Source organism: Mesorhizobium sp. LSJC285A00, from assembly GCF_000503155.1.
Classification (GTDB): Bacteria; Pseudomonadota; Alphaproteobacteria; order Rhizobiales; family Rhizobiaceae; genus Mesorhizobium.
The window spans coordinates 16978-39167 of the sequence record NZ_AYVK01000027.1; the positions used below are offsets into that span (position 1 = coordinate 16978).

Here is a 22190-nt window from a genome sequence, read left to right on the forward strand (position 1 = left end):
CGTTTAACTCCGCCATGTAGGCTTCCCAATCCCCCGGGACCGCACGCCAATGCTAGACAACTACGCACTCGACCGCTTCGGCGTCATCCACCAGATCGACGCCACGCCGATCGCCTACGACAAGCAGGACCATCAAACTCGGCTATCAGCGGCTTGGCTGGGTGCTGGGGATCACCGGCGAGATACCGCGCTCGGTGCTGGAGATCGGCTATGGCACCGGCACCTTCATCGAAGCCCCCAAATTGCCGGGGTTGCCGACTGCGCCGGCTGCGACATCACCTGGTTTCCGCTGCCCGAGGGCGTGCGCTTTGTCGATTGGGAGGAGGCGCTTGCCGGCTCTTGGGATCTCGTCGCCATGTTCGACGTGCTCGAGCACATCCCGGACTTGAGTTTTCTCGCCCGCCTTCAGGCCCGCCATCTGGCCATCGCCGTTCCCTATTGCCGCTGGTGTGAGCTCGGTGCCGATGGTGATGCGTGGTTCGAGACGTGGCGCATGCGTCTGCCCAACGAGCACCTGCACCATTTCGACCGTCAATCGCTGGTGGCGCTGCTGGGGCACAATGGTTTTGAGTGCGTGACGCTGAACGGATTCGAAGACGGAATCAGGCTGCGGCCGGGCGAAGTGGATCCCAACATTCCGTCCGGTTTTTTCAGAAAGCTATAGGGGCGCCCTGCCGGGCGCGCCTTGAACGTGGGTGGATTATTGCGCCGGGGCCGGCGCTGGCGCGGGTGCCACGGGCGCTGCGGCGGCCGCCGCCGTGAACCCGCACTGCTTCTGTTCCATCTCGATCTGCTTGGTGATGCGGATGGCGTTCTGGGCGTAGGCTTCGGTCACCGAGCCGCTGTTGACGGTCTTGTCCTTGAGCGGGCTGACGGCTGCGCAGAGGTGGAAGACGTGCTCGGTGTCGGACTTGGCGGCGCCGTTTTCCGGCGCGATCCAGTAGACGATATCCTGGCCATTGGGGTGTGCCGCGTCCTTCGTCGCCGCGGCCACCGTGGTGGAGTCGGTGGCGATCGCCTGCGCCTGGGCGGCGACTTCGGGCGAGCAGGCCGTGGTCGGCTGCCCCGCCTTGATCTGTTCCGCGCAGGTGTTCATGTCCTGCGTGTACTGCTCGACCGATGGCGGCTGGTAGCTGACCCCGATCAGGGTCGCCAGCACGGCCAGCACGGCGCCGATGCCGCCGGCCACCTTCTTGCTCTTCGGGTCCATGTTCTTGTCGTTGAGGATCAAGAGAACCAGCGGCAGGAAGGCAATCAGCGTGATGATCGCGCCGAGCTGGTTCTGGACGAAGAACCGGAACGTGTCGGATTCGCGGGCCGGGTCCTTCCGGTTGGCGGCCTTCCAGAGCAGGCTGCCGGCGATGGCGAAGATCGCGATCCCGACCAGGATGCCGATCAGCAGCGGCAGGTTGCCCTGGTCGAACTTGTGCTTGTAGAGCAGTACGATCCCGGCGATCTCGCCGCCAATGGCGATGACCCACGACAGCACGGCGAACAGGCGCAGCCGCGTGGCCCCGGACTTCTGGCCCTGCGTTGCCTGCCAATCCTTGGTAACGTCTACGGTCGGCTTGTTGTCGGTCATGACCAGATCCCCCGGTGTCGACACTTTTGCGGGGCGGCGTCAAAGGCGCCCGGCGCAGCGTCATTGATCGAACGTCGCCTGCTCCGGCGCGAAAGCGCCACGGCAGACCCCATCCTTATTGCGCATGATGGGATTCGTCCATAGCCGAGGCTGGCGGACGAGGATGCGGGCAATGGTGCGGAGGAGGGCAGCGCAATCGCATAAGGCGGCGCCAGCCCCACTCCGTCCGCCGCGGCCACTTCCCCCATGTCCATGGGGAGAGGAAACCCAGCCCATCAAGGCCGCCACCTCGGTGATTGGCATTTCCTCTCCCTCCGCGGAGCGGGCAATCGCATATGACAGGTTTCCGCTCTACGAATACCCCCACCCTTAATCCCTCCCCACAAGGGGGAGGGAGACTTGGTAGGCGCTGATCGCCGCAAATCGCCTAGGTTCGACGCCAGAAAGGGTGGCTTGCGGCAGCGTTCCCTCCCCCTTTTTGGGAGGGTTAGGGTGGGGGTCCTCTTCGTAAGAACTCATATGTGATCGCCTTGCGCCGACGAAGGGAAGGTGGGTCGCCGAACCCGAGGGAGCGCCATATGCGATCGCCCTGCCATAGGTCGGATCACGCAACCGCGGGAGCGCAACTAATTTGTATACAAATGTTTCTGGGCGACATCGGTTTGTGAAGCGCTTCACCGTTGCCGCGCAATCGATCGGTTACAGAGGCCGTGCAAGAGCGGGCCTGAGGCAGCGCTTTGCTGCTGCATGGAGGTAACCGATGTTTGAAAGTCTCAGCAGAATTCGTGCTGCCCTGGCGCGCGCCAGCAAGCACAGGAAGACCGTGCGCGCACTGAATGCGCTGCCGACGGAGATCCAGAAGGACATTGGCTGGACGGAGTCGAGGTCGATCGATGAGATAAGGCTGCCGTTCTAGGGCCGCATCCAGCGTCGCTAATATATCGCTCGCCATCGATTGTTCGGAAGCGTACAGTATAGCATCGTCAGCCACATCAATGGGCGCTGACGCTTGGGAGCGACCATCGCACTCCTGCCCCGAGAGGAGGCATTGGAGCCATGGCGGAGCAACCGAGACAGTCCGGTCTGAGCGCCGAGACGCTCGCGGCCTTGGCGCGGGAAACCGGGGCCTCCGAGCAGCAGATACAAGAGATCGCATCGCTGATCGGCAACGATCGCTCGTCCATCGTGCGCGAAGCGCGCATGGTTGCGGCTGACCGCCCGAAGCGCTGATCCAGGAAAAAGCTGCTGGATTGATTGATGGGGCGTCGCCCCTGATTTGTCGGTTTTGTACGAAGTACAATGGCTGAATCCGAGTCAGCTATCGTCCAATGACCGTTTGCATTTGGGCAGGGCGCCGACGGCTGGGAGATGACATGTGCTCTTGCCCTTGACGGGAGAGAGCGATGGACCAGTCGGTCAGCAAGGAGAAAAGCGGCCTTTTGCGCCGCATGAACCCGGCCGACTTCGCACTGCTTGCGCCGCATTTGCACCATCGTGTGCTCGATCTCAAAGCCCCGCTCGAAATGGCGGGCGAGCCGGTCGCCTCGGTATGCTTCCTGGAAAGCGGCCTGGCCTCGGTGGTGGCGAGGAACCGGCCGGGGCTCGACACCGAGGTCGGCATCATCGGCCACGAAGGCATGTCGGGCTCCGCTCTGGTGATGGGCGCCGACTGGGCGCCCCATGATTGCTACATGCAGATGCCAGGCGAGGCGGTGTGCATCGATTCCGAGCCGTTCAAGGCAGCGCTGCAGAAAAGCCCGACGCTTCGCGCCTTCCTGCTCCGCTATGCCCACTACCTGCACGGCCAGACCAAATCCACGGCGCTGAGCAATGCCCGCGCCAAGCTCGAGGATCGGCTGGCCCGATGGCTCCTGATGTGTGACGACAGGGTGGTCGGCCACCAGATCCAGATCACGCATGAGTTCCTGTCCGTCATGCTCGGCGTCAGGCGCCCGGGCGTCACCATCGGACTGCAGATCCTGGAAGGGCGCGGCCTGATCCGGTCGAGGCGCGGCGAGATCGTCATCCGCGACCGCGATGGCCTGATCGCCGTCGCCGACGGTTTCTACGGCCAGGCCGAGGCCGATTACGAACGCCTGCTGGGCTGAGCCTGGCACCGCTGGAAATGGCCGACGCGAATGCCGGTGAAAGCATGTTGCCAGAGCCGCGCCGGCCATTTGCGGCCATCTGGGGAGAGGCCGCCCGGCAAATCTAGCATCGGCGCAAAAGCGGGCAACGAACCGCAATCGCTTGGTAAAAACCGTACAATCGAATTGTGTTGAACCTTGGTTCGGCAAGAGTATGAATCCGCTGTCGTCGACCATGTATATGGGGCGCTGGCGCCTGAGGCTTCGACAGGCCCGCCCGCCCGATGTGAACGGGGAAAACCGAAATGGCAGAACTGCTTTTCGATGTATCCGCCTTCGATTGCGCCATCCTGCGCGCCGCCTTCATCAAATCGGTAATGGAAGACAATGTCCCGGAAAAGCGGTGGCGCGCGCTCGCCGCTTCCCTGGTTCGCGACCTGACCGACCACGAAGACGTCGAGCCGGATCTCCTCGGCTGGATCACGCGCAAGTAGCGGTACCCTGACGGTCCGGCGGCTACCCCAGCCACCACCACAGCGCCGCGACCGCCGCAAGCACCGCCGCCACCGACAGCCCCAGCATGATGTAGCTGCCCTTGATGATGTCGCGGATGATCTTCTTGACGCTTTCGCGGTCGTTGAGGTTGGGGAAAGGCTCGTTGGGCAGCGCCACGCCGAGGAAGCCGCAGAGCGGCGCCCAGCCATCGCTGACCTTGAACACCAGAAGCTTCTCCCGCGGCACGGCCGCTATCACCTCCTCGGTATAGGCGTTGTAGCGCGCCACCGCCTTGGCGCGGTCGTCCATCACGCCGGCAAGCGTGCGGCCCCAGATCAGCCTGTGCGACATGTCGCCGAATTTTCGGCCGAACGGCGTCAGCCATTCCAGCACCTTGAACTGCCACAATGTCTCGGTGAAGTGGATGGTGTCGATGGTGCTGTCGTACCAGGCCTCGGCGCCGCGCGGATGCAGCGTCAAAAGCACCTTGGCGTCGGGATAGGCGGCCATCAATTCGCGCCACACGCAGCATCCCGGATTGTCGACCGTCGCCTTGTAGTTGGCAAACACTCTGGTCCAGTCGTGCTGGCTGCCGGGCGGGCTGTTGGCCACCTTGCGCCAGAAGTCGAGATGGTCCTTGTTGGCCTTGTTGAGGATGACTTCCTGCATGTGATAGCTGGGAAGGCCCAGCCTGTTCAGCGCGGCAAAGGTCGACCATGTGCCGGTGCGGCCGAATCCGGCCCCGATGAGCTCAAGCGTCATTTTAACCCCCCTTGTTGAGACCGCTTTTCTTTTTATGCCGGTCCGCTCGGAATGATGTTGCATCCGCGCCCCTCGGCGCGCAACAATTTTCCCTGTGCAGGGGCAAAAATGTGTTTCCTTTTTCGTCTGGGCCACGCGGAATCACGGTCTGGCTATTCCCGCGGGTGGGGGAGCCTGATAATAGGTCAGCCAGATTGACCTAATTGGCATGGCCGGAACGGTCATGCTGGACCAGATGCCGTATCCCGGGAGGTGGGCTCGTGAGTTTGATGGACCTGTTGGCGTCGCGCGCCTCGCGCATGAAGGCGTCGGAAATCCGCGAGCTGCTCAAACTGCTCGACCAGCCCGACATCATCTCCTTTGCCGGCGGCATCCCCGATCCGGCTTTGTTTCCGGCGCAGGCGATCGCCGATGCTTACGCCTCGGTGCTGGGCGGCGCGGAGGCGAGCGCAGCACTTCAGTATCAGGTCTCCGAAGGCTATCTGCCGCTCAGAAAATGGCTGGCCGGCCAGATGGGCAAGCTTGGCATCGCCTGCGACGAGCACAACATCTTCATCACCTCCGGCTCGCAGCAGGCGCTGGATTATCTGGGCAAGCTGTTCCTGTCGCCCGGCGACACAGCGCTCGTGACGTGGCCGACCTATCTCGGCGCGCTCCAGGCCTTCAACGCCTATGAGCCGCGCTACGACCGGCTGACGCCGGATGGCGGCAACATGACGCCCGCCGCCTACCAGGCGGCGGCTGCCGCTGCAGGCGGCAAGGTGAAATTTGCCTATCTCGTGCCCGATTTCGCCAACCCGACCGGCGAGACGCTGAACCGCCAGCAGCGCGAGGCGGTGCTCGACCTTGCCGGCGAGCTCGACATTGCCGTCATCGAGGACGCCGCCTATCGCGCGCTGCGCTATGACGGCGAGGGCCAGCCGCCGATCCTGGCGCTCGACTGCGAACGCTCCGGCGGCATCGAAAACGCCCGCACGCTCTATTGCGGCTCGTTCTCCAAAATCCTGTCGCCGGGCATGCGCGTCGGCTGGGTCTGCGCGCCGCGCCGTGTCGTCGAGCGGCTGGTGCTGATGAAGCAGGCGTCGGACCTGCACAGCCCGTCGATCAACCAGCTGGTCATGCACCGCGTCTCCGAGGCCGTGTACGACAGCCAGGTGGAAAAGCTGATCGGCGCCTATCGCCAGCGCCGCGACGGCTTGCTTGCGGCACTCGAAGCGGAAATGCCGGATGGCGTCAGCTGGAGCCGACCGGAAGGGGGCATGTTCGTTTGGCTGACGTTGCCCGAAGGTGCGGACGCCACCGCGCTGCTCGCCCGCTCGGTCAAGGAAGCCCGCGTCGCCTTCGTGCCGGGCAACGCATTCTACGCCGACGGTTCGGGCCGCAACACGATGCGGATGAGCTTTACGCTCGCAGATGAACGCGCCGTGGGTGAAGGCGTGCCGAGGCTGGCGAAATTGATGGGCTAATCTCCCCCCTCGAGGGGGAGATGTCGCCGAAGGCGACAGAGGGGGTCGTNTCGCCAGCGGCAAGGCTGCGGGCCAGTAATCTCCCCCCTTGAGGGGGAGATGTCGCCGAAGGCGACAGAGGGGGTCGCCGCGCGTGGAGCGCTAACCTTCATCAGTCGCAGGAGGTCGCGCCCAGTCGAGCCGACCCCCTCTGGCCTGCCGGCCATCTCCCCCTCAAGGGGGGAGATTAGCTCACTCCGCCACCACAAGCTTATCCTGCGTCTTCGTTTCGAAATCGCTGGCGTCGTGGCGCTCGTGCAGTTGCATGGCCGGGTCGCCGAAGGCGCGGTTGACCATGCGGCCGCGTTGCACGGTCGGGCGGGCGTCGATCGCCCTGGCCCAGCGTTGTACGTGCTCGTAGTCCTGCACCGACAGGAACTCGGCGGAATCATTGTACATGCGGCCGAGCGCCAGGCCGCCATACCAGGGCCATACCGCCATGTCGGCGATCGAATAGAAGGCGCCGCCGAGATATTCGGTCTCTGCCAGCCGCCGGTCGAGCACGTCGAGCTGGCGCTTGGTCTCCATGGCGAAGCGGTCGATGGCGTATTCGAACTTTTCCGGCGCATAGGCGTAGAAATGGCCGAAGCCGCCGCCGAGATAGGGCGCCGAACCCATCTGCCAGAACAGCCACGACAAGGTTTCCGCGCGCGCCGGCTGTTCGGTCGGCAGGAACTCGCCGAACTTTTCCGCGAGATAAAGCAGGATCGAGCCGGACTCGAAGACGCGGACAGGCGTCTTGCCGCTGCGGTCGAGCAGCGCCGGGATCTTGGAGTTGGGGTTGACCTCGACAAACCCCGAGCCGAACTGGTCGCCATCGTTGATGCGGATCAGCCAGGCGTCGTATTCGGCGCCCTTGTGGCCGAGCGCCAGAAGCTCCTCCAGCATGACAGTCACTTTGACCCCATTCGGCGTCGCCAGCGAATAGAGCTGCAGCGGATGCTTGCCGACCGGCAGCACCTTGTCATGCGTCGGACCGGCAATAGGCCGGTTGATGCTGGCGAACGTACCGCCATTGGCTTTCTTCCAGCTCCAGACTTTCGGCGGGGTGTATTCGGTCATGCGGGAAATTCCTTGGTTTGGCGGGCGAAACGACTTGCGCGACGGCGCGAGACTGATGGCGGAAAAGTCGGCGGAACCTAGATACGGGAACACATAGGTGCAATTCAGAAAGGTTCAACTTGTGTTGAACTATTATCGATGTCGGCGCCGCCCCTCATCGCCCTGCCGGGCACTTCTCCCCGTATAGTGACGGGGAGAAGGACGCTGTCGCCTACTGATTTCCCCAATTGCCAGCGTTGCCAAGAGCGCCGATGTTGCGGCCATCTCCCTTCTCCCCGTCACTATACGGGGAGAAGGTGCCGGCAGGCGGATGAGGGGCAGCGCCAGCCTCTGAAATGATTGCCTTGTTGCCTAAGCCCTTGCGCCCTGTGCAGCGCGGCATACCTATAGAGGATACTGCCCACGCATATCTGCCAGGATGACCGCATGCCGATCGATCCCGTTTCCCCGCTCTTGCGCTCCGTCGTTGGCGTGCGCGCCATGGTTCCCGACGATGCCTTCACGGCCAATGCCCTGGGCACGCGCCGGGAAGGCAGCGGCGTCGTCATCCGCGGCGACGGGCTGGTGCTCACCATCGGCTATCTCATCACCGAGGCCGAGGAGGTCTGGCTGACCGACCAGGACGGCCGCGTCGTGCCGGCGCATGCGCTGGCCTATGACCAGGAGACAGGCTTCGGCCTAGTGCAGGCGCTGGCGCCGCTCGGCCTGCCGGCGGTGGCGCTGGGTGACGCCTCGAAGGCGAAGATCGGCGACCCCGTGGTGTTTGCCGACGGCACCGGCCGCTCGGTCAAGGCACACATCGTCACCAAGCAGGAATTCGCCGGCTATTGGGAATATCTGCTCGACGAGGCGATCTTCATTGCCCCGGCGCATCCGTCCTGGGGCGGCGCGGCGCTCATCGGCCAGGATGGCAGCCTGCTCGGCATCGGTTCGCTGCTTTTGCAGATGAGCCGCAACGGCGAGGTCGCCGACATCAACATGGTCGTGCCGATCAACCTTCTGACCCCGATCCTCGACGATCTCCTGACGCGCGGCCAGGTGGCGAAGCCGCCGCGCCCATGGCTCGGCGCCTTCTCGGCCGAGTCGAACGGTGCGGTCGTGGTGATGAGCGTCGCCGAAGGCGGCCCCGCCGCCAAGGCCGGCCTGCGCCAGGGCGACATCATCTCCGACGTGCGCGATGGCGAGGTCGACGGTCTCGCCGATTTCTACCGCAAGCTATGGCAGAATCCGGCGGGTTCGGAGATTCCTCTCAGGGTCGTGCGTGACGGTCGTGAGACTTGGCTGCGAGTGAAATCCGCCGACCGAAACAGCTTTTTGAAGAAACCGCATCTGCAGTGAAGCCAATCTCCCCCCAAGTGGGGGAGATGCCCGGCAGGGCAGAGGGGGGCGCGAAGGATCGCGACCTCTCAATCTATATTTTCTGACAAGAATCGCGGGATAAACGTGGCTGACACTGGCCGGTGCGTTGGCGGGACAGCGGCCCCCCTGCCGGCCATCTCCCCCACGAGGGGGGAGATTGGCTGCCCCCTCAATCCCCGCATACCCTAAAAGGCGTCCCCGTGTCCCACTCCGCGAAGGGCACGACCTGGCCTTCGACAGACACGATACTGTTCACCTTGCTGTCATCATCCTGCGTCTGCATACTTTTGCCCTTGCCGGTCAGCACGTCGTAGTCGCAGCTGCTGTAGACGACAACGGACTGGTATTTGTAATGGTCATAGGCAACGCCGGCGACGACGAAGGCCTCGTTGCGCCAGGCGATGGTCAGCGTCATGTCGGTCCGCTCGCCGGGGCCGATCAGCCCCGGCAGATAGATCTTGATCGAGCCGTTGGGCAGCAAGGTCAACTCCGGTTCGATGCCGGAGCCCTCATAATGCGGCTGGTCGTAGTCGTTCCATTCGCCGTAGACCTGCTCATGCACGACGCCGGCGGGTTTCAGAAAATTGTACTTTTTGTCCCCCAGGAAGAAATGCATGTCCATGGTATCGTCTTCGGGCTCGCTCTCGACGATCATCGCCAGATCGGCGGCGCCGTCCCCATTGAAGTCGCCGGTCAGCGCGGTGATGATCTTCTGGGTTTCGATGGGTTCGGCGAGCGCAGAGGCCGGCAGCAGAAGGATGAGGCCGAGTAACATCGATCGCATGGCATTTCCCCCGAATTGCAGTCTGCCTTGCCCGGCTCGACCAGCCGGAAAACTGCCATGAGCGCCGGCTTGGGCGCAAGCCGGCTCGCAATAGGCTAGGGGGTATCGACGCCGCTGACGGAAACTGGCATCGACAGCCGATACAGCCGGCCCGGCAACAACGAGGTGATGATGGCGCCGTTCAAGGTCGATCCCGACAAGGTTCATGAATTCCCCGATCCCGACAGTTTTTACGCCTGGCTGCGCGAAAATCATGCCGGCGAGAGCGAGGTCTGGATCAAGGTCCACAAGGTCGGCTCGGGCCTCGCCTCGATCACGCCGAAGCAGGCCATCGACGTGGCGCTGTGCTTCGGCTGGATCGACGCCATACGCAAGCCGCTCGACGACAAGAGCTTTCTGCAGCGCTACACGCCGCGCGGCAAGAAGAGCATCTGGAGCAAGATCAACATCGACAATGTCGCCCGCCTGGTCGAGGAGGGCCGCATGACCGAACACGGGCTGAAACAGGTCGAGGCGGCCAAGGCCGACGGCCGCTGGGACCGCGCCTATGCCTCAGGCAAGGACATGAAGATCCCTGACGATCTGCAGGCCGCCATCGACGCCGAGCCGAAGGCGAAGGAGATGCTGGCAAAGCTTTCCGCCCAGAACCGGTTCGCGCTGGCGTTTCGAACGCACAACATGAAGACGGAGGCGGGGCGCAGGAAGAAGATCGAGGCTTTTGTCGAGATGCTGAAGCGCGGCGAGACGATCTATCCGCAGAAGCGGTGAGGCGTTCGCTCCTAGTCACTCATAAGCTAGCGCTTGAACACCCCCCTCTGTCCTGCCGGACATCTCCCCCGCAAGGGGGGAGATCAGCAGCTTCGCTGACGGCGCCACCCTGCAACGTCGGCGACTGGCAACGGCGGCAGTGACAACCAATCTCCCCCCTTGAGGGGGAGATGTCCGGCAGGACAGAGGGGGGTGAAGGAACTCGGCCTCCAAGGCTTGTCGTTATGCCCACACGCCATGCTACGAAAATAGCATTCTCGCCTCGCGAAATGTGATGCTACGGTTCCCGGCGCACCCAGGGCGGAGGGGTTGCCAAGAGGAGAAGTGGCGGGCGCTGGCCCGGATTTCAGCGAGAACCGGACGGAGCTGTTGAACCATTGCAAGGCCGCCGCGTTTTCCAGCGTCGGCCACAAGGGAGGAACCACCTGTGAAAGCATCCTATCTCGTCTCAGCCGCGCTGCTTGCGGCGACTGCGATGCCGGCGGCGGCCGGCGAAATTTCCGACGGCAAGGTCAAGATCGGCATCCTCAACGACCAGTCGGGCGTCTATGCCGATTTCGGCGGCAAATGGTCGGTCGAGGCCGCCAGGATGGCGGTCGAGGATTTTGGCGGCAAGGTGCAGGGCGCGCCAATCGAGATCGTCAACGCCGATCACCAGAACAAGCCCGACATTGCCTCCAACATTGCGCGCCAGTGGTACGACACCGAGCAGGTCGACGCGATCATGGAACTGACGACATCCTCGGTGGCGCTCGCCGTCCAGGGGTTGTCCAAGGAAAAGAAGAAGATCGACATCGTCACCGGAGCGGCATCGGCCGACCTGACCGGCAAGCAATGCTCGCCCTACGGTTTCCACTGGGCTTACGATACCCACTCGCAGGCGGTCGGCACCGGCGGCGCGCTGGTGCAGCAGGGCGGCGACAGCTGGTATTTCATCACCGTCGACTATGCCTTCGGCTATTCGCTGAAGGAGCAGACCTCAAAGGTTGTTGAGGCAAGCGGCGGCAAAGTGCTGGGCGAGGTGCGTTACCCCTTGGGATCGACGGATTATTCCTCCTTCCTGCTGCAGGCGCAGTCCTCCGGCGCCAAGGTTATCGGCCTTGCCAATGCCGGCCTCGACACCTCCAATACCATCAAGCAGGCGGCCGAGTTCGGCATCGTCGCCGGCGGCCAGCGGCTGGCAGCACTTCTGTTCACGCTTGCCGAGGTGCACGGCCTCGGACTGCAGGCGGCGCAGGGCGTGGTGCTCACCGAAGGGTTTTACTGGGACCGCGACGACAAGAGCCGCGACTTCGCCGGGCGCTTCTTCAAGCGCACCAACCGCATGCCCAACATGATCCAGGCCGGCACCTATTCGGCGGTGCTGCAATATCTCAAGGCCATCGACAAGGCCGGCACCGACGAGACCGAGGCGGTCGCCAAGCAACTCCATGGAATGCCCGTCGACGACATCATCAACGCCAACGGCAAGGTACAGGCCGACGGCTCGATGGTGCACGACATGTATCTCTATCAGGTCAAAAAGCCCGAGGAGTCGAAGAAGGACTGGGACTACTACACCTACCTTGCGACCATTCCGGGCGACAAGGCCTTCATCAAGGCTGAAGACAGCGGCTGCCCGCTCGTCACCAAGTGACGCTGGCGCAAGCCGTGGCCGTCCAGCCGGACGGTGCCGAAATCAAGCCGCGGGTGGTGCTCTCCGCCCGCGGCCTGCGGCGCGATTTTGCCGGTTTCGTCGCCGTCAACAATGTCGACCTCGACGTCCATCACGGCCAGATCCATGCACTGATCGGGCCGAACGGCGCCGGCAAGACGACGATCTTCAACCTCTTGACCAAGTTCCTGCAGCCGAGCAGCGGCAGGATCGAACTGTTGGGCAACGACATCACCCGCACCGCGCCGGCCAGGGTGGCGCGCATGGGTCTCGTCCGCTCGTTCCAGATATCGGCGATCTTTCCGCATCNTCGCCTTGCAGCGGCCGAGCGGGCTCGGCTTCCAGTTCTGGCGCTCGCTGGCCGCGCTTGACCAACTGACTCCACGGGCGCGCGAACTGCTTGCCGTCGTCGGTCTCGACGATGTCGCGCATCGTCCGGCCGGCGATCTCTCCTATGGCCGAAAGCGCGTGCTCGAGATCGCCACCACGCTGGCGCTCGACCCGAAAGTGCTGCTGCTCGACGAGCCGATGGCCGGCATGGGGCACGAGGATGTCGGCGTCATTTCCGGCATCATCCGCTCGCTGGCAACGGACCGCGCCGTGCTGATGGTCGAGCACAATCTCACCGTCGTCGCCGACCTCTGCGACTGGATCACCGTCATGCAGCGCGGCCAGGTGCTCGCCGCCGGCGACTACGCGACGGTGAGCAACGATGAGCGCGTCAGGGTCGCCTACATGGGGACCGAGCAGGGGGACCGAGCATGAGTGAGCCGCTGCTTGCCGTGCGCGATCTCCATGCCTGGTATGGCGAGGGCCATGCGCTGCATGGCGTCAACCTCGACGTTTTTCGCGGTGAGACCGTGACGCTGCTCGGCCGCAACGGCGTCGGCAAGACCACAACGCTGCGCGCCATCATGGGGCTGGTCCGCAAGCGCAGCGGCAGCGTCGCCTTCGATGGCAGCGACCTGATGCGCCTGCCGCTGCATCGTGTTGCCCATCGCGGCATCGGCTTCGTGCCGGAGGAACGCGGCATCTTCGCCACGCTCACCGTCGACGAGAACCTGATCCTGCCGCCGGTGGTGGCCAAGGGCGGCATGAGCGTCGACGAGATCTTCGATCTCTTTCCCAACCTCAAGGAGCGCCGCAACAGCCCCGGCACCAAACTCTCCGGCGGCGAACAGCAGATGCTGGCCATCGCCCGCATCCTGCGGACGGGCGTGCAGATGCTGCTGCTCGACGAGCCGACCGAGGGCCTGGCGCCGGTCATCGTCCAGCGCATCGGCGAACTGCTGGCGACCTTGAAAAAGCGCGGCATGACCATCCTGCTCGTCGAGCAGAATTTCCGCTTCGCCGCCCGCATCGCCGACCGCTTCTACCTGATGGAGCACGGCAAGGTGGTGGAGGGTTTTGCCGTAAGCGAGCTTGCCGCTCACACGCAACAGCTGCACGAGGTGTTGGGGGTATGATGACGACAGCCCACGGCAGTACCCCCACCCCGCTGCTGCGCAGCGACCCTCCCCATAAGGGGGAGGGTGGAGGGCCACCGCCCTACCTCCCCCTTGTGGGGAGGTCGGACCGAAGGTCCGGGTGGGGGTACGTGCCGCACAGACGCATCCCCCTTGCAACACCATCGGTGACGCCATGACCATGATCTTCGGCATCCCCGTCCAGGCCTTGCTCGGCCAGATGCTGGTCGGGCTGATCAACGGCTCCTTCTACGCCATGCTGAGCCTCGGCCTGGCCGTCATCTTCGGCCTGCTGCGGATCATCAATTTCGCCCATGGCGCACTCTATATGCTCGGCGCCTTCATCGGTTACCTGCTGCTCGTCCATCTCGGCATCGGCTACTGGCCGGCGCTGCTCCTGGTGCCGCTCATCGTCGGCGTCTTCGGCATGGCGGTCGAGCGCGTGGCGCTGTCGCGGCTCTACCGCCTGGATCCGCTCTACGGGCTGCTGTTCACCTTCGGACTGGCGCTGGTCATCGAAGGCGTGTTCCGTTTCTACTACGGTGTGTCAGGCAACCCATATGCCGTTCCGGCGCAGCTTGCCGGCGGCACCAATCTCGGCTTCATGTTCCTGCCCAACTATCGCGGCTGGGTGGTGGTGGCCTCGCTCATTATCTGCATCGGCACCTGGCTCCTGATCGAAAAGACCAGGCTCGGCTCCTATCTGCGCGCCGCGACCGAGAATCCGGAGCTGGTGCAGGCCTTCGGCGTCAACGTGCCGCTGCTGCTGACGCTCACCTATGGGCTCGGCGCGGCGCTCGCCGGCCTTGCCGGTATTCTCGCCGCGCCCGTCTACCAGGTCAGTCCGCTGATGGGCTCCGATATCATCATCGTCGTCTTTGCCGTCGTCGTGGTCGGCGGCATGGGTTCGATCCTCGGGGCCATCGTCACCGGCTATATGCTCGGCCTCGCCGAGGGCCTGACCAAGGTGTTCTATCCCGAGGCGTCGAACCTCGTCGTCTTCGTCATCATGGCGGTCGTGCTGCTCCTGCGCCCCGCCGGCCTGTTCGGAAGGGACGCCTGAGATGAGCGAGGCAACCCTTCACCAACAGCGCACCGCCGCCTCCGTGCGGCTGGAGCGGGTATTGCTGGCATTGGCCATACTGGCGCTGATAGCCGCGCCCTTCTTCGTCTATCCGATCTTCCTGATGAAGATGCTGTGCTTCGCGCTGTTTGCCTGCGCCTTCAACCTGCTGCTCGGCTACACCGGGCTGTTGTCGTTCGGCCACGCCACCTTCTACGGCGCCGCCGCCTATTTCTGCGCCTACGCCGTCAAGGCATGGGGCTGGCCGCCCGAGGCCGGCATCCTGCTCGGCACCGCCGGAGCGGCCGTGCTCGGCCTGGTCATGGGCTTCCTCGCCATCCGCCGGCAAGGCATCTATTTCTCGATGATCACGCTGGCGCTGGCGCAGATGTTTTATTTCTTCTGTGTCCAGGCGCCGTTCACCGAAGGCGAGGACGGCATACAGGGCGTGCCGCGCGGGCATCTGTTCGGCATCGTCGATCTCAACGTCACGCTCAACATGTATTTCGTCGTGCTTGCCGTCTTCCTCATCGGCGTCTTCGCCGTCTGGCGCATCGTCAACTCGCCGTTCGGCATGATCCTGCGTTCGATCCGCGAGAACGAGAACCGCGCCATCTCGCTGGGCTATTCGGTCGGCCGCTACAAGCTCGTCGCCTTCGTCATGTCGGCAGCCCTTGCCGGGCTTGCCGGCGCGACCAAGGCGATCGTCTTCCAGTTCGCGACGCTGACCGACGTCACCTGGCAGATGTCGGGCGAGGTGATCCTGATGACGCTGCTCGGCGGCATCGGCACCATGGTCGGTCCTGTCGTCGGCGCCGGCCTCGTCGTCGGGCTGGAAAACACGCTCGCCACCTCCGGCTTCCCGGTGACCATCGCCACCGGCCTGATCTTCATGATCTGCGTGCTGGTCTTTCGCCGCGGCATCGTCGGCGAGATTTACGCGCGCTGGCTGGCGCCGGCCAACGGCGAGGCGGGCCGCGATCAATAGGTGATGGTCACCACCACCGTGTCGGTGTAGACGCCGGCCGAGGGCGTCGTCTGCGGCGGCACGCGGCCATAGACGGTGAGCGCCTGGGCCGTACCGGTTCCGGTGCCGGCCACCGTGCTTCCCGGCGTTCCGGCGTCACCCCAGGGCTGCGAGCGCGCGGCGTCCTTGTAGAGGCCGTAGGTCACCCGCTCAGCCCCCTTTGACATCTTTCGGTTGGTCGGCGTGCCGCCTGTCGTGCCGCCATTCAGCGACACCGTATAGGCGGTCGACGGCGTGCAGGTGACCGAGACCTGGCCGGTGGCGTCGGCATTGGCGGTGAGCACGCCCTTGGAGCCGAAATCGATGTTCTGGGTGGTGACCAGGCAATTGGCCGCAACCGTCGCGTTGATGGTGAAGGTCGGATCGGGCGCCGTCAGACCGAAGCCGGTGTTGCAGCTGTTGCCGAGCAGGTCGTTCTGGTAGCGAAACTCGACGTGGATGCCCGAAAATATCGACTGATAGGTGCCCGGCGGAACCGCTGACTGGCCGCCGGTCACCCGAGCGTAGATCGTGGCGCTGCCGGATGCATTGCCGATGAGAATGGGCACCAGCACCTGCGGCGGCGGGCGCGATGCATAGGCCCAGGTATAGGAACCCCACACGACGCTCATTCCGGGGTCTGAATAGAGCTGGTAGTTAAGGCTGTTGGCGCCGCTCGCCATCTGCCTGGCTGCCGCCGAGGTAGCACCCCCACTGCCGGCGCCGATATGCGGACAGAACAGGATGCGCACCACGCCGCCGGTGCAATTCATGTTGAGTGTCGCCGTCGCGGTGGCTGCGGTGGCCGACAGCGTGTCGATGAGACCGAAATTCATGTCGGTGACGGTACCGGTGCAGCTCTGCGCCCGGGCCAGCGACGGCAGCAGTACGAGGATTATAACGACTGCAGCGCGCATCATTTGGCCTGGGATTTTCATTGGCACACCACATCCTTGATCGTCACTTGCCGGCCTCGCACCGCTTCGAACGGGAAATCCGCTCGGCACGAGCTGCCGTCCGCCAGACCGACCACCACCGCATTCTGCTTGCCGAGGCCCTTGATGTAGGCCTGCCCATCATAGCCGACGACGAAATCTTCCGTGCCGCCGTCGACGCGGCCGGCAAGCCCGGCTTCGAGCGGCGTGCCGCTCGGGTCGACCAGCGTCACCAGCGCGGCCTGCGCCGCCTCCGACACGCCGAACTTCAGCACGACGCCGTTGCGGTCGGCCGGAACGACAGTCTCCTTGGTGGTCGGAATATCGGCGTCGACGGGCAGGTTCTTCGGGTCTATCGACACCGTGTTGGGCTCATAGGAATTCAGCCCGGTGACCAGGATGCGGCCTTTGCTGTCGGTCTTCCCCACCGGCCGGTTCTGATGCAGGACCTCGACGTCCGGCGTGCCGACATCGACGACGGCAAAGGCATCGTCGATGCGGTTGGTGGCGAACACACCGCCGCCTGCGACCGCAATGGCGCCGTCCATCTGTCCGGTCACGCGAAAGTCCTTGTCGAATTGCTGGGCGCCGGCCTCGAAACGCGCAAACGGCGCGCGGTAGCTGACCGCTGCCGAACGATTGGGGACCTCGCCCTCCGAGGTGCGCAGCCGCCAGCCGATGCTGCCGTCCTCGGCCCGCTCCGATTTGGCGAGGTCGGCCACGATATTGAGGCCGTCAGGCCCATGCTCGACACCCGTCGACGCCATGACGTCGTCATTGAACGGGATCGAAATCCCCGCAAAGATGCCATAACTGTCGCCGTCGTCGAGATCGGCGAAGGCCGTGGCATAGAGCGTGCTGCGCTTGAAGATCGCCTGACTATAGNGTCTCGCCTTCGGCATCCTTGAGGTGGGTATAGGAGAAGTTGAGGCTGGAGAAATCGATCGGCATCGGCACGCTGAGCGTCACCTGGTCGACCGCCCGCGGCACACCGGCGCTGAAACGGGTGAAATCATCTGGATCGAGTATGACCGGCTGTGCCGTCACCGAAGCGATGTCATCATAGCCGCCGAACGCCCGCTGCATGCGGGCATTGACCGCCCAGCCGTCATAACCGAACTCGGCCCTGGCATCGACCAGCGAACCGGTGCGCCCGTCATGATGGCTGCCGGCGACTGCCAGCGAAGCCGCGCCATATGCCCCGAGCGGGAAGGCAGCGCCTATGCCGCCATTGATCAGGTCGGCGCCGCCCTCGGCATGGGCTTCCAATGTCAGCCGGTCGGTCACGCCGTAACGCGCCGTGGCGACCCCCATGACGCGGCCGTCGTAATCGTCGGAGGAGATGCCGAAATTGCGCCGCGCCATCCCTGCCTCCACGGAAAAGTCGAGCAGTCCCTGGCGCAGCAGCATGCTGGAGGCATAGAATGGCAAGGTGGCCGTGGTCTCGCGGCCGAGGCTGTCGCGCAACACCACCTGCGCCTGTCCGGCGCCGGTGAACACCGGCAGGTTGGTGACCTGGAACGGCCCGGGCTGGATGTCGCCGGAATAGGTGCGCACGTTCTGCGTATAGACCTCCAGCGTCGACGGCACCGCCGCGGTGCCGGCGAAGGAGGGCAGGGGCAGCGTCACCAGGTCCGATCGCAGGTGGAAGTTGCGTTGCGCCTGGATACCGCCGAGATAGACCGGACGCGTCCACGACAATCCGCCGGAGATGAAGTCGCCGGCTCGGTAGGTCATCAGCCGGTCGGGGTCGGAATAGCTCCAGGTCGTATTGAGCCGGGTGAAGCCACCCAGCCTGCCGTCGGAATAGCCGGCGATGAAGGATTGGCTGAGCGTCCCGTAGGGGCTGAACCCGCGCGCATCGAAACCGCCGGAAACGCCCTGGAACAGCTCGACGTCCTTGTCGAACAATGAGTTGGAGCTGGCAAACAGCGAATAGTTGAGAACCGCGCCCAAGCCCGACTGCGGCGCCGGCCGGTCCTCCTGCAAGCGTAAGCCGAGATCGACGATGCGCGCCTCTCGGCTGTCATCGGCCGCCGTGACATAGAGGCGCTGCGTGGCCTCGTCGACCTGAAACGACACGTCCGCCAGCTGGTCGAGCCTGACCAGGCCGCCGGCGTCGGCTACGCCCTCCGGCGGCTTCAGGCCGACCCCTTTCAGCTCTTCCGGAGTCGCCGCCAGGCCGCCGCCCGGCATTTCGGTGAAATTGCCGATCAGTTTCGTCGAGGCGTCGTTGATGAACACCTCCAGATAGAGGCTGCGGCCGGCTGGCAAAACGGATTCAGGCTCTTCAGGGTTCGTCACGGCCGGCAGCTCTTGCGAGTTCACTGCCGGGCAAGGTGTGAAAGTCGCGAGCGCGACGACAATCGCGGTGCTAGCGGCCCTTGACGGCAACTTTGGCATCGAAAGGTCCAAGATCGCTCTGTGCCTTCAAAAGCACCGAGCCCGCGGACAGTGATTTGCTGCTGCCGATCGGCCACTGCATGGTGGCGCCGCCCAGGACATAACCGACGAGTCCGTTTCGGCTGCCAAGCTTCTTGCCGTTCTGGGTCAGGGATAGGTTGGACAGGCGGAGGCGACTTTCGCCGCTGTTGCTGGCGGTCAGCACAAGGCCGCCGCCCTTGCGCGAAATGCTCCACGCAACTGCCGGCGCCGCTGCATCGGCATTGCGGAAAAACACCGGCACCGAATAGCGAAGCGCGAGCGCGACCGTACCGGCCTTCTTGCGTGAGGGGTCCGGCAGTTCGTCGACGATGACGCGGTAGCTTTCCTCGGCCCGCACCGGCGCCTTCGACACGCGCACGACGCGAACCACGTATTGGGCATTGGGTCCGAGTTTGGTCGATGGTGGGCTGGCGACCACGTCCGTGGTCGGCGTCAGCGTTTCGATGCCGCCGGCCTGGCTCCATGCGAAGACCCGGATCTGCACATTGATCGGCCGCTTGGCGTCATCGTTGGCGAGGTTGAGAACCGCCGCGCTGTCGGGAGCGATCAGTTCGAGGCCTGTCGGCGCTACTCTCAGCGAGGCAGCGTGTGACGTCCCGGCGCAGAGCAATAAAAGAGCCGTGGCGCCAATGCATGAAAGCATGGATCGCATGGTCTTCCTCGTAATTGGTGCCGATAATCAGTAGGTTAGGGTGACCTGAACGATGTCCGCATAGTCGCCCGCCACCGGTGTCGGCTGGATCGGAACGCGCCCGTAGACCGTGAGGCTCTGGACGCTGCCATTGCCGGTTCCCGCTTGCGTGTCGGTGCCGGATGTGATGCCCCAGACCTGCGCATGGCCGCCATCCTGGTAAAGACTATAGTTGACCACCGCTGCGCCCGGCCCGGTCATCTTGCGACTCCCGACGGTTGTGCCCGCGCCATTTCCGAGCCCCAGACCCACGACGTAGGTCTGTCCGGCGGTGCATTGCACGCCAATGGTGCTGGTCTGGTCCACATTGGTATCAATGATACCGTGCGAACCGAAAATAAGATCGCTAGCCGTCAGGATCTTGCATTCGTTTGTGATCGTGATCTTCACGTTAAAGTTGGTGGTCAAGACGGTGGAGGTCGCGGGAAGGGTTGCAAGCAGCGACCCACCCAGCAGCAGCGCGTATTTTAGCAATCTCATGCGATGGCCCTCCGTCGGGGCAGATCGTTCTTCGCAAAACGGTCTTGACCCGGATTTCACCCCTACAGCTCCTCCGCTGCATGCTTCGCAAGACATCAACGGTACAGTAATGTCACAAGCGAACTGTGCAATTATTATTACAACTTAGATTCGGATTGCGACAGCGAATAACTTCGGTATGTATCGGATAATTTTGGTTAATATTTGGTTAACAGAGATAAAATGGACATTTTTCCAAAGTGAAAGTTCGTCTGTCGATAATTTATTTTAGTTCTCGTGCAGAAAAGGCGAAAATATCTGGCAAATCATCTTGATTTTGTAGAGTCTCACCTGCCGTCCTTTATTATCGATATTTCGCGGCGTGCACCGGCGCCAAGCAGCCATCGCCATATAGCCGCGCGGGTGGCTGTTCCAGCCTGTCCAAGCCTTGCGATCATGCTGACAGGGCCGCATTCGCCAAAACCGTGTTCCGCCCGGCCCAAGCATGGCCGTCCCGGCTGAGATAAATCCACCGCCGTCGGATCGCGGCGATGCGAATCATTCTTGCCACGCTGACCCCGATTTCTTCGGCGGCGCATCGGCCGGACGGGAGATGCGCCTGTTGTCCCTTGGAGCCATGATCGTACGGCCGGTAGCCGCGCGGACCGGCTGCCAGACGTCAGAAAAGGAAGAACGATGAAGAAGACCTATGAAAAGCCAAAGCTCGAAAAGCGCCAGAAGCTGTCGCGCGTGACGGCTGTCGCCGCCCATCAGTGACCAGTGAGAGCTGACGCCGTCGACCGGCATCGAACCACCAGCGGACAAGGAGAGCAGTCATGGATCAGCATGCGAACCCGTCACCCGGCTTCAGGCGCAATCCCGGCAAGGTGATCACCGTCGAGCCCTTCAACGGGCGTGTCGTCGTGTTTGCAAGCGGCAACATCATCGCTTCCTCGGCAAAAGCCAAAATGGTGACCGAGCCGCCCCATCCCTTCTCCTTCTACATCCCGTTCGAGGACATCGACTTCCGCAAGCTCAAGAAGACGGAGCGGTCGACGCTGTGCCCCTACAAGGGTGACGCCAGCTACTGGAACGTGCTGCCGGCGGGTGAAACCGGCAACGATGCGATGTGGGCCTATGAGCAGCCCTTCGACGAGATGGCCGAGATTCGCGCCCACGGCGCCTTCTATCCCGACCGGGTCGCCATCGACGCCACGCCGCGCTAGCGCGTCATGCCTGTCGCCCAAAAGTGGCCAGCGTTTTTGGAGCCGACGACAGGCATGAACAGAGGAATTTTTCAGATCAGCCAAAGCTGTCCTCACCCGGGGGCGCAGCGGTTTTGCGGCAACGGCATGCCGAAACGAAGACAAAAGGTCATGGACGAAAAGCAGAGAGCAATTCTCGACGAAATCCCGCGCCTGCGCCGCTATGCGCGCTCGCTGCTGCGCGACCGCGATTCCGCCGACGATCTCGTCCAGGACTGCCTGGAGCGGGCGCTGCTGCGGCTGGACAACTGGCAGACGGGAGAGAGCCCGCGAAAATGGCTGTTCACGATCATGCATCATCTGTTCATCGACCAGATGCGCAAGGTGAACCGGCGAGGCGAGGCCTCGATGCTGCCGCTGGAGGCCGGCGAGGTGCAGGCCTCTCCCGCCGACCAGCTGGAGAACGTAGCCGCGCGCGAGATCATCACCGCGCTGCAGGCGATCAGCCCGGACCGCCGTGCCGCGCTGACCATGGTCGCCATCGAGGGCTTCTCCTATGCCGAGGCCGCCGAGATGCTCGGCGTGCCGGCCGGCACCCTGATGTCGCGCATCGCGNATCGAGGGCTTCTCCTATGCCGAGGCCGCCGAGATGCTCGGCGTGCCGGCCGGCACCCTGATGTCGCGCATCGCGCGCGGCCGTGAGGAACTGCGCGGCCTGCTTGAGGACAATGCGCGCCGCCGCGCGATAAGGATCGTCGAGCCAGGCCCGGGCAGGGCGGTTCCAATCAGGGCGCCAATGGCATGACGAGCCCCAATGGCATGATGACGCCTTACGGCATGGTCCGGCACGATTGCAGGCCTT

Annotated in this window: 20 protein-coding genes and 3 pseudogenes; 15 read left to right on the top strand and 8 right to left on the bottom strand. The window is 63.7% G+C overall.

Going from position 1 to position 22190, the window contains the following annotated elements; translation table 11 throughout:
* Positions 1–49 precede the first annotated feature (49 nt).
* A complete protein-coding gene (locus X726_RS11070; RefSeq protein ID WP_023671406.1) occupies positions 50–664 on the top strand; it encodes a methyltransferase domain-containing protein in 615 nt (204 codons plus the stop codon).
* Between the two features lie 36 nt (positions 665–700).
* Here X726_RS11070 and X726_RS148065 read toward each other — a convergent pair whose 3' ends face one another.
* Positions 701–1582 carry a hypothetical protein gene (locus X726_RS148065; RefSeq protein WP_023671407.1) on the bottom strand — a complete coding sequence of 294 codons (882 nt, stop codon included), beginning with the start codon at positions 1580–1582 and terminating at the stop codon, positions 701–703.
* Between the two features lie 760 nt (positions 1583–2342).
* Between X726_RS148065 and X726_RS1000000171175 the strand changes: the two genes are divergently transcribed.
* The 4 genes from X726_RS1000000171175 (at position 2343) to X726_RS11055 (ending at position 4163) form a co-directional block, all read left to right on the top strand.
* A complete protein-coding gene (locus X726_RS1000000171175; protein ID WP_023671409.1) occupies positions 2343–2498 on the top strand; it encodes a hypothetical protein in 156 nt (51 codons plus the stop codon).
* A 140-nt stretch (positions 2499–2638) separates the two neighbouring features.
* On the top strand, positions 2639–2812 hold the full coding sequence (locus X726_RS1000000171180; RefSeq protein ID WP_023671410.1) for a hypothetical protein: 174 nt from the start codon (positions 2639–2641) through the stop codon (positions 2810–2812).
* Between the two features lie 173 nt (positions 2813–2985).
* Entirely contained in the window at positions 2986–3690 is a 705-nt protein-coding gene (locus tag X726_RS148060) for a Crp/Fnr family transcriptional regulator (RefSeq protein WP_023671411.1), read from the top strand.
* Between the two features lie 284 nt (positions 3691–3974).
* Positions 3975–4163: a hypothetical protein gene (locus tag X726_RS11055; protein WP_023671412.1), complete on the top strand. Its 189-nt coding sequence runs from the start codon at positions 3975–3977 to the stop codon at positions 4161–4163.
* A gap of 22 nt (positions 4164–4185) precedes the next feature.
* On the opposite strand, the gene X726_RS148055 is transcribed toward X726_RS11055, so the two are convergent.
* The gene (locus X726_RS148055) at positions 4186–4926 is read right to left on the bottom strand and encodes a sulfotransferase family protein (RefSeq protein ID WP_023671413.1); all 741 of its coding nucleotides are present in this window, start codon (positions 4924–4926) and stop codon (positions 4186–4188) included.
* A 269-nt stretch (positions 4927–5195) separates the two neighbouring features.
* Here X726_RS148055 and X726_RS148050 point away from each other — a divergent pair, with 269 nt between their 5' ends.
* A complete protein-coding gene (locus tag X726_RS148050; RefSeq protein ID WP_023671414.1) occupies positions 5196–6392 on the top strand; it encodes a PLP-dependent aminotransferase family protein in 1197 nt (398 codons plus the stop codon).
* Between the two features lie 231 nt (positions 6393–6623).
* On the opposite strand, the gene yghU is transcribed toward X726_RS148050, so the two are convergent.
* The gene (gene yghU / locus X726_RS148045; RefSeq protein WP_023671415.1) at positions 6624–7493 is read right to left on the bottom strand and encodes a glutathione-dependent disulfide-bond oxidoreductase; all 870 of its coding nucleotides are present in this window, start codon (positions 7491–7493) and stop codon (positions 6624–6626) included.
* 426 nt (positions 7494–7919) lie between these two features.
* On the opposite strand from yghU, the gene X726_RS148040 reads away from it, so the two are divergent.
* Positions 7920–8831 carry a S1C family serine protease gene (locus tag X726_RS148040; protein WP_023671416.1) on the top strand — a complete coding sequence of 304 codons (912 nt, stop codon included), beginning with the start codon at positions 7920–7922 and terminating at the stop codon, positions 8829–8831.
* A 190-nt stretch (positions 8832–9021) separates the two neighbouring features.
* Here X726_RS148040 and X726_RS148035 read toward each other — a convergent pair whose 3' ends face one another.
* Positions 9022–9636 carry a hypothetical protein gene (locus X726_RS148035; RefSeq protein ID WP_033001906.1) on the bottom strand — a complete coding sequence of 205 codons (615 nt, stop codon included), beginning with the start codon at positions 9634–9636 and terminating at the stop codon, positions 9022–9024.
* 171 nt (positions 9637–9807) lie between these two features.
* On the opposite strand from X726_RS148035, the gene X726_RS148030 reads away from it, so the two are divergent.
* From X726_RS148030 to X726_RS148010, 6 genes and pseudogenes are all read left to right on the top strand, one after another.
* Positions 9808–10404, top strand: a complete 597-nt coding sequence (locus X726_RS148030; protein WP_023693762.1) for a YdeI/OmpD-associated family protein — start codon at positions 9808–9810, stop codon at positions 10402–10404.
* A gap of 427 nt (positions 10405–10831) precedes the next feature.
* The gene (locus X726_RS148025; RefSeq protein WP_023671419.1) at positions 10832–12040 is read left to right on the top strand and encodes an ABC transporter substrate-binding protein; all 1209 of its coding nucleotides are present in this window, start codon (positions 10832–10834) and stop codon (positions 12038–12040) included.
* Positions 12037–12823, top strand: a pseudogene (locus X726_RS1000000172270) (ABC transporter ATP-binding protein). Before X726_RS148025 ends, X726_RS1000000172270 begins: the two are co-directional and overlap by 4 nt.
* Positions 12820–13524 (top strand): ABC transporter ATP-binding protein, encoded by a 705-nt coding sequence (locus X726_RS148020; RefSeq protein WP_023671422.1) that lies wholly within the window; start codon positions 12820–12822, stop codon positions 13522–13524. Before X726_RS1000000172270 ends, X726_RS148020 begins: the two are co-directional and overlap by 4 nt.
* 175 nt (positions 13525–13699) lie before the next feature.
* On the top strand, positions 13700–14587 hold the full coding sequence (locus X726_RS148015) for a branched-chain amino acid ABC transporter permease (RefSeq protein ID WP_023671423.1): 888 nt from the start codon (positions 13700–13702) through the stop codon (positions 14585–14587).
* A gap of 1 nt (position 14588) precedes the next feature.
* Complete coding sequence (locus X726_RS148010; RefSeq protein WP_023671424.1) at positions 14589–15575, top strand: branched-chain amino acid ABC transporter permease; 987 nt, start codon at positions 14589–14591, stop codon at positions 15573–15575.
* Here the strand turns inward: X726_RS148010 and X726_RS148005 are convergent.
* The 4 genes and pseudogenes from X726_RS148005 to X726_RS147995 all read right to left on the bottom strand — a co-directional run bounded on the left by X726_RS148005 (position 15569) and on the right by X726_RS147995 (position 20144).
* Entirely contained in the window at positions 15569–16513 is a 945-nt protein-coding gene (locus X726_RS148005; protein ID WP_023671425.1) for a spore coat protein U domain-containing protein, read from the bottom strand. The two genes, X726_RS148010 and X726_RS148005, sit on opposite strands and share 7 nt — an antisense overlap.
* Before the next feature lie 14 nt (positions 16514–16527).
* Positions 16528–18931 (bottom strand): annotated as a pseudogene (locus X726_RS01000000167160) (fimbria/pilus outer membrane usher protein).
* Positions 18903–19625, bottom strand: a complete 723-nt coding sequence (locus X726_RS148000) for a molecular chaperone (RefSeq protein ID WP_031215130.1) — start codon at positions 19623–19625, stop codon at positions 18903–18905. Before X726_RS148000 ends, X726_RS01000000167160 begins: the two are co-directional and overlap by 29 nt.
* A 27-nt stretch (positions 19626–19652) precedes the next feature.
* On the bottom strand, positions 19653–20144 hold the full coding sequence (locus tag X726_RS147995) for a spore coat U domain-containing protein (RefSeq protein WP_023671429.1): 492 nt from the start codon (positions 20142–20144) through the stop codon (positions 19653–19655).
* An 815-nt stretch (positions 20145–20959) separates the two neighbouring features.
* Between X726_RS147995 and X726_RS147990 the strand changes: the two genes are divergently transcribed.
* Together X726_RS147990 and X726_RS147985 are read left to right on the top strand one after the other, a co-directional pair.
* Positions 20960–21349 carry a DUF427 domain-containing protein gene (locus X726_RS147990; protein WP_023671430.1) on the top strand — a complete coding sequence of 130 codons (390 nt, stop codon included), beginning with the start codon at positions 20960–20962 and terminating at the stop codon, positions 21347–21349.
* Between the two features lie 150 nt (positions 21350–21499).
* A pseudogene (locus X726_RS147985) lies at positions 21500–22133 on the top strand (sigma-70 family RNA polymerase sigma factor).
* Positions 22134–22190 lie beyond the last annotated feature (57 nt).

Coding starts and splice junctions, on each gene's coding strand:
- X726_RS11070 (WP_023671406.1), top strand. CDS start 50: ATGCTAGACAACTACGCACTCGACCGCTTCGGCGTCATCCACCAGATC.
- X726_RS148065 (WP_023671407.1), bottom strand. CDS start 1,582: ATGACCGACAACAAGCCGACCGTAGACGTTACCAAGGATTGGCAGGCA.
- X726_RS1000000171175 (WP_023671409.1), top strand. CDS start 2,343: ATGTTTGAAAGTCTCAGCAGAATTCGTGCTGCCCTGGCGCGCGCCAGC.
- X726_RS1000000171180 (WP_023671410.1), top strand. CDS start 2,639: ATGGCGGAGCAACCGAGACAGTCCGGTCTGAGCGCCGAGACGCTCGCG.
- X726_RS148060 (WP_023671411.1), top strand. CDS start 2,986: ATGGACCAGTCGGTCAGCAAGGAGAAAAGCGGCCTTTTGCGCCGCATG.
- X726_RS11055 (WP_023671412.1), top strand. CDS start 3,975: ATGGCAGAACTGCTTTTCGATGTATCCGCCTTCGATTGCGCCATCCTG.
- X726_RS148055 (WP_023671413.1), bottom strand. CDS start 4,926: ATGACGCTTGAGCTCATCGGGGCCGGATTCGGCCGCACCGGCACATGG.
- X726_RS148050 (WP_023671414.1), top strand. CDS start 5,196: ATGGACCTGTTGGCGTCGCGCGCCTCGCGCATGAAGGCGTCGGAAATC.
- yghU (WP_023671415.1), bottom strand. CDS start 7,493: ATGACCGAATACACCCCGCCGAAAGTCTGGAGCTGGAAGAAAGCCAAT.
- X726_RS148040 (WP_023671416.1), top strand. CDS start 7,920: ATGCCGATCGATCCCGTTTCCCCGCTCTTGCGCTCCGTCGTTGGCGTG.
- X726_RS148035 (WP_033001906.1), bottom strand. CDS start 9,636: ATGCGATCGATGTTACTCGGCCTCATCCTTCTGCTGCCGGCCTCTGCG.
- X726_RS148030 (WP_023693762.1), top strand. CDS start 9,808: ATGGCGCCGTTCAAGGTCGATCCCGACAAGGTTCATGAATTCCCCGAT.
- X726_RS148020 (WP_023671422.1), top strand. CDS start 12,820: ATGAGTGAGCCGCTGCTTGCCGTGCGCGATCTCCATGCCTGGTATGGC.
- X726_RS148015 (WP_023671423.1), top strand. CDS start 13,700: ATGACCATGATCTTCGGCATCCCCGTCCAGGCCTTGCTCGGCCAGATG.
- X726_RS148010 (WP_023671424.1), top strand. CDS start 14,589: ATGAGCGAGGCAACCCTTCACCAACAGCGCACCGCCGCCTCCGTGCGG.
- X726_RS148005 (WP_023671425.1), bottom strand. CDS start 16,513: ATGATGCGCGCTGCAGTCGTTATAATCCTCGTACTGCTGCCGTCGCTG.
- X726_RS148000 (WP_031215130.1), bottom strand. CDS start 19,625: ATGCGATCCATGCTTTCATGCATTGGCGCCACGGCTCTTTTATTGCTC.
- X726_RS147995 (WP_023671429.1), bottom strand. CDS start 20,144: ATGAGATTGCTAAAATACGCGCTGCTGCTGGGTGGGTCGCTGCTTGCA.
- X726_RS147990 (WP_023671430.1), top strand. CDS start 20,960: ATGGATCAGCATGCGAACCCGTCACCCGGCTTCAGGCGCAATCCCGGC.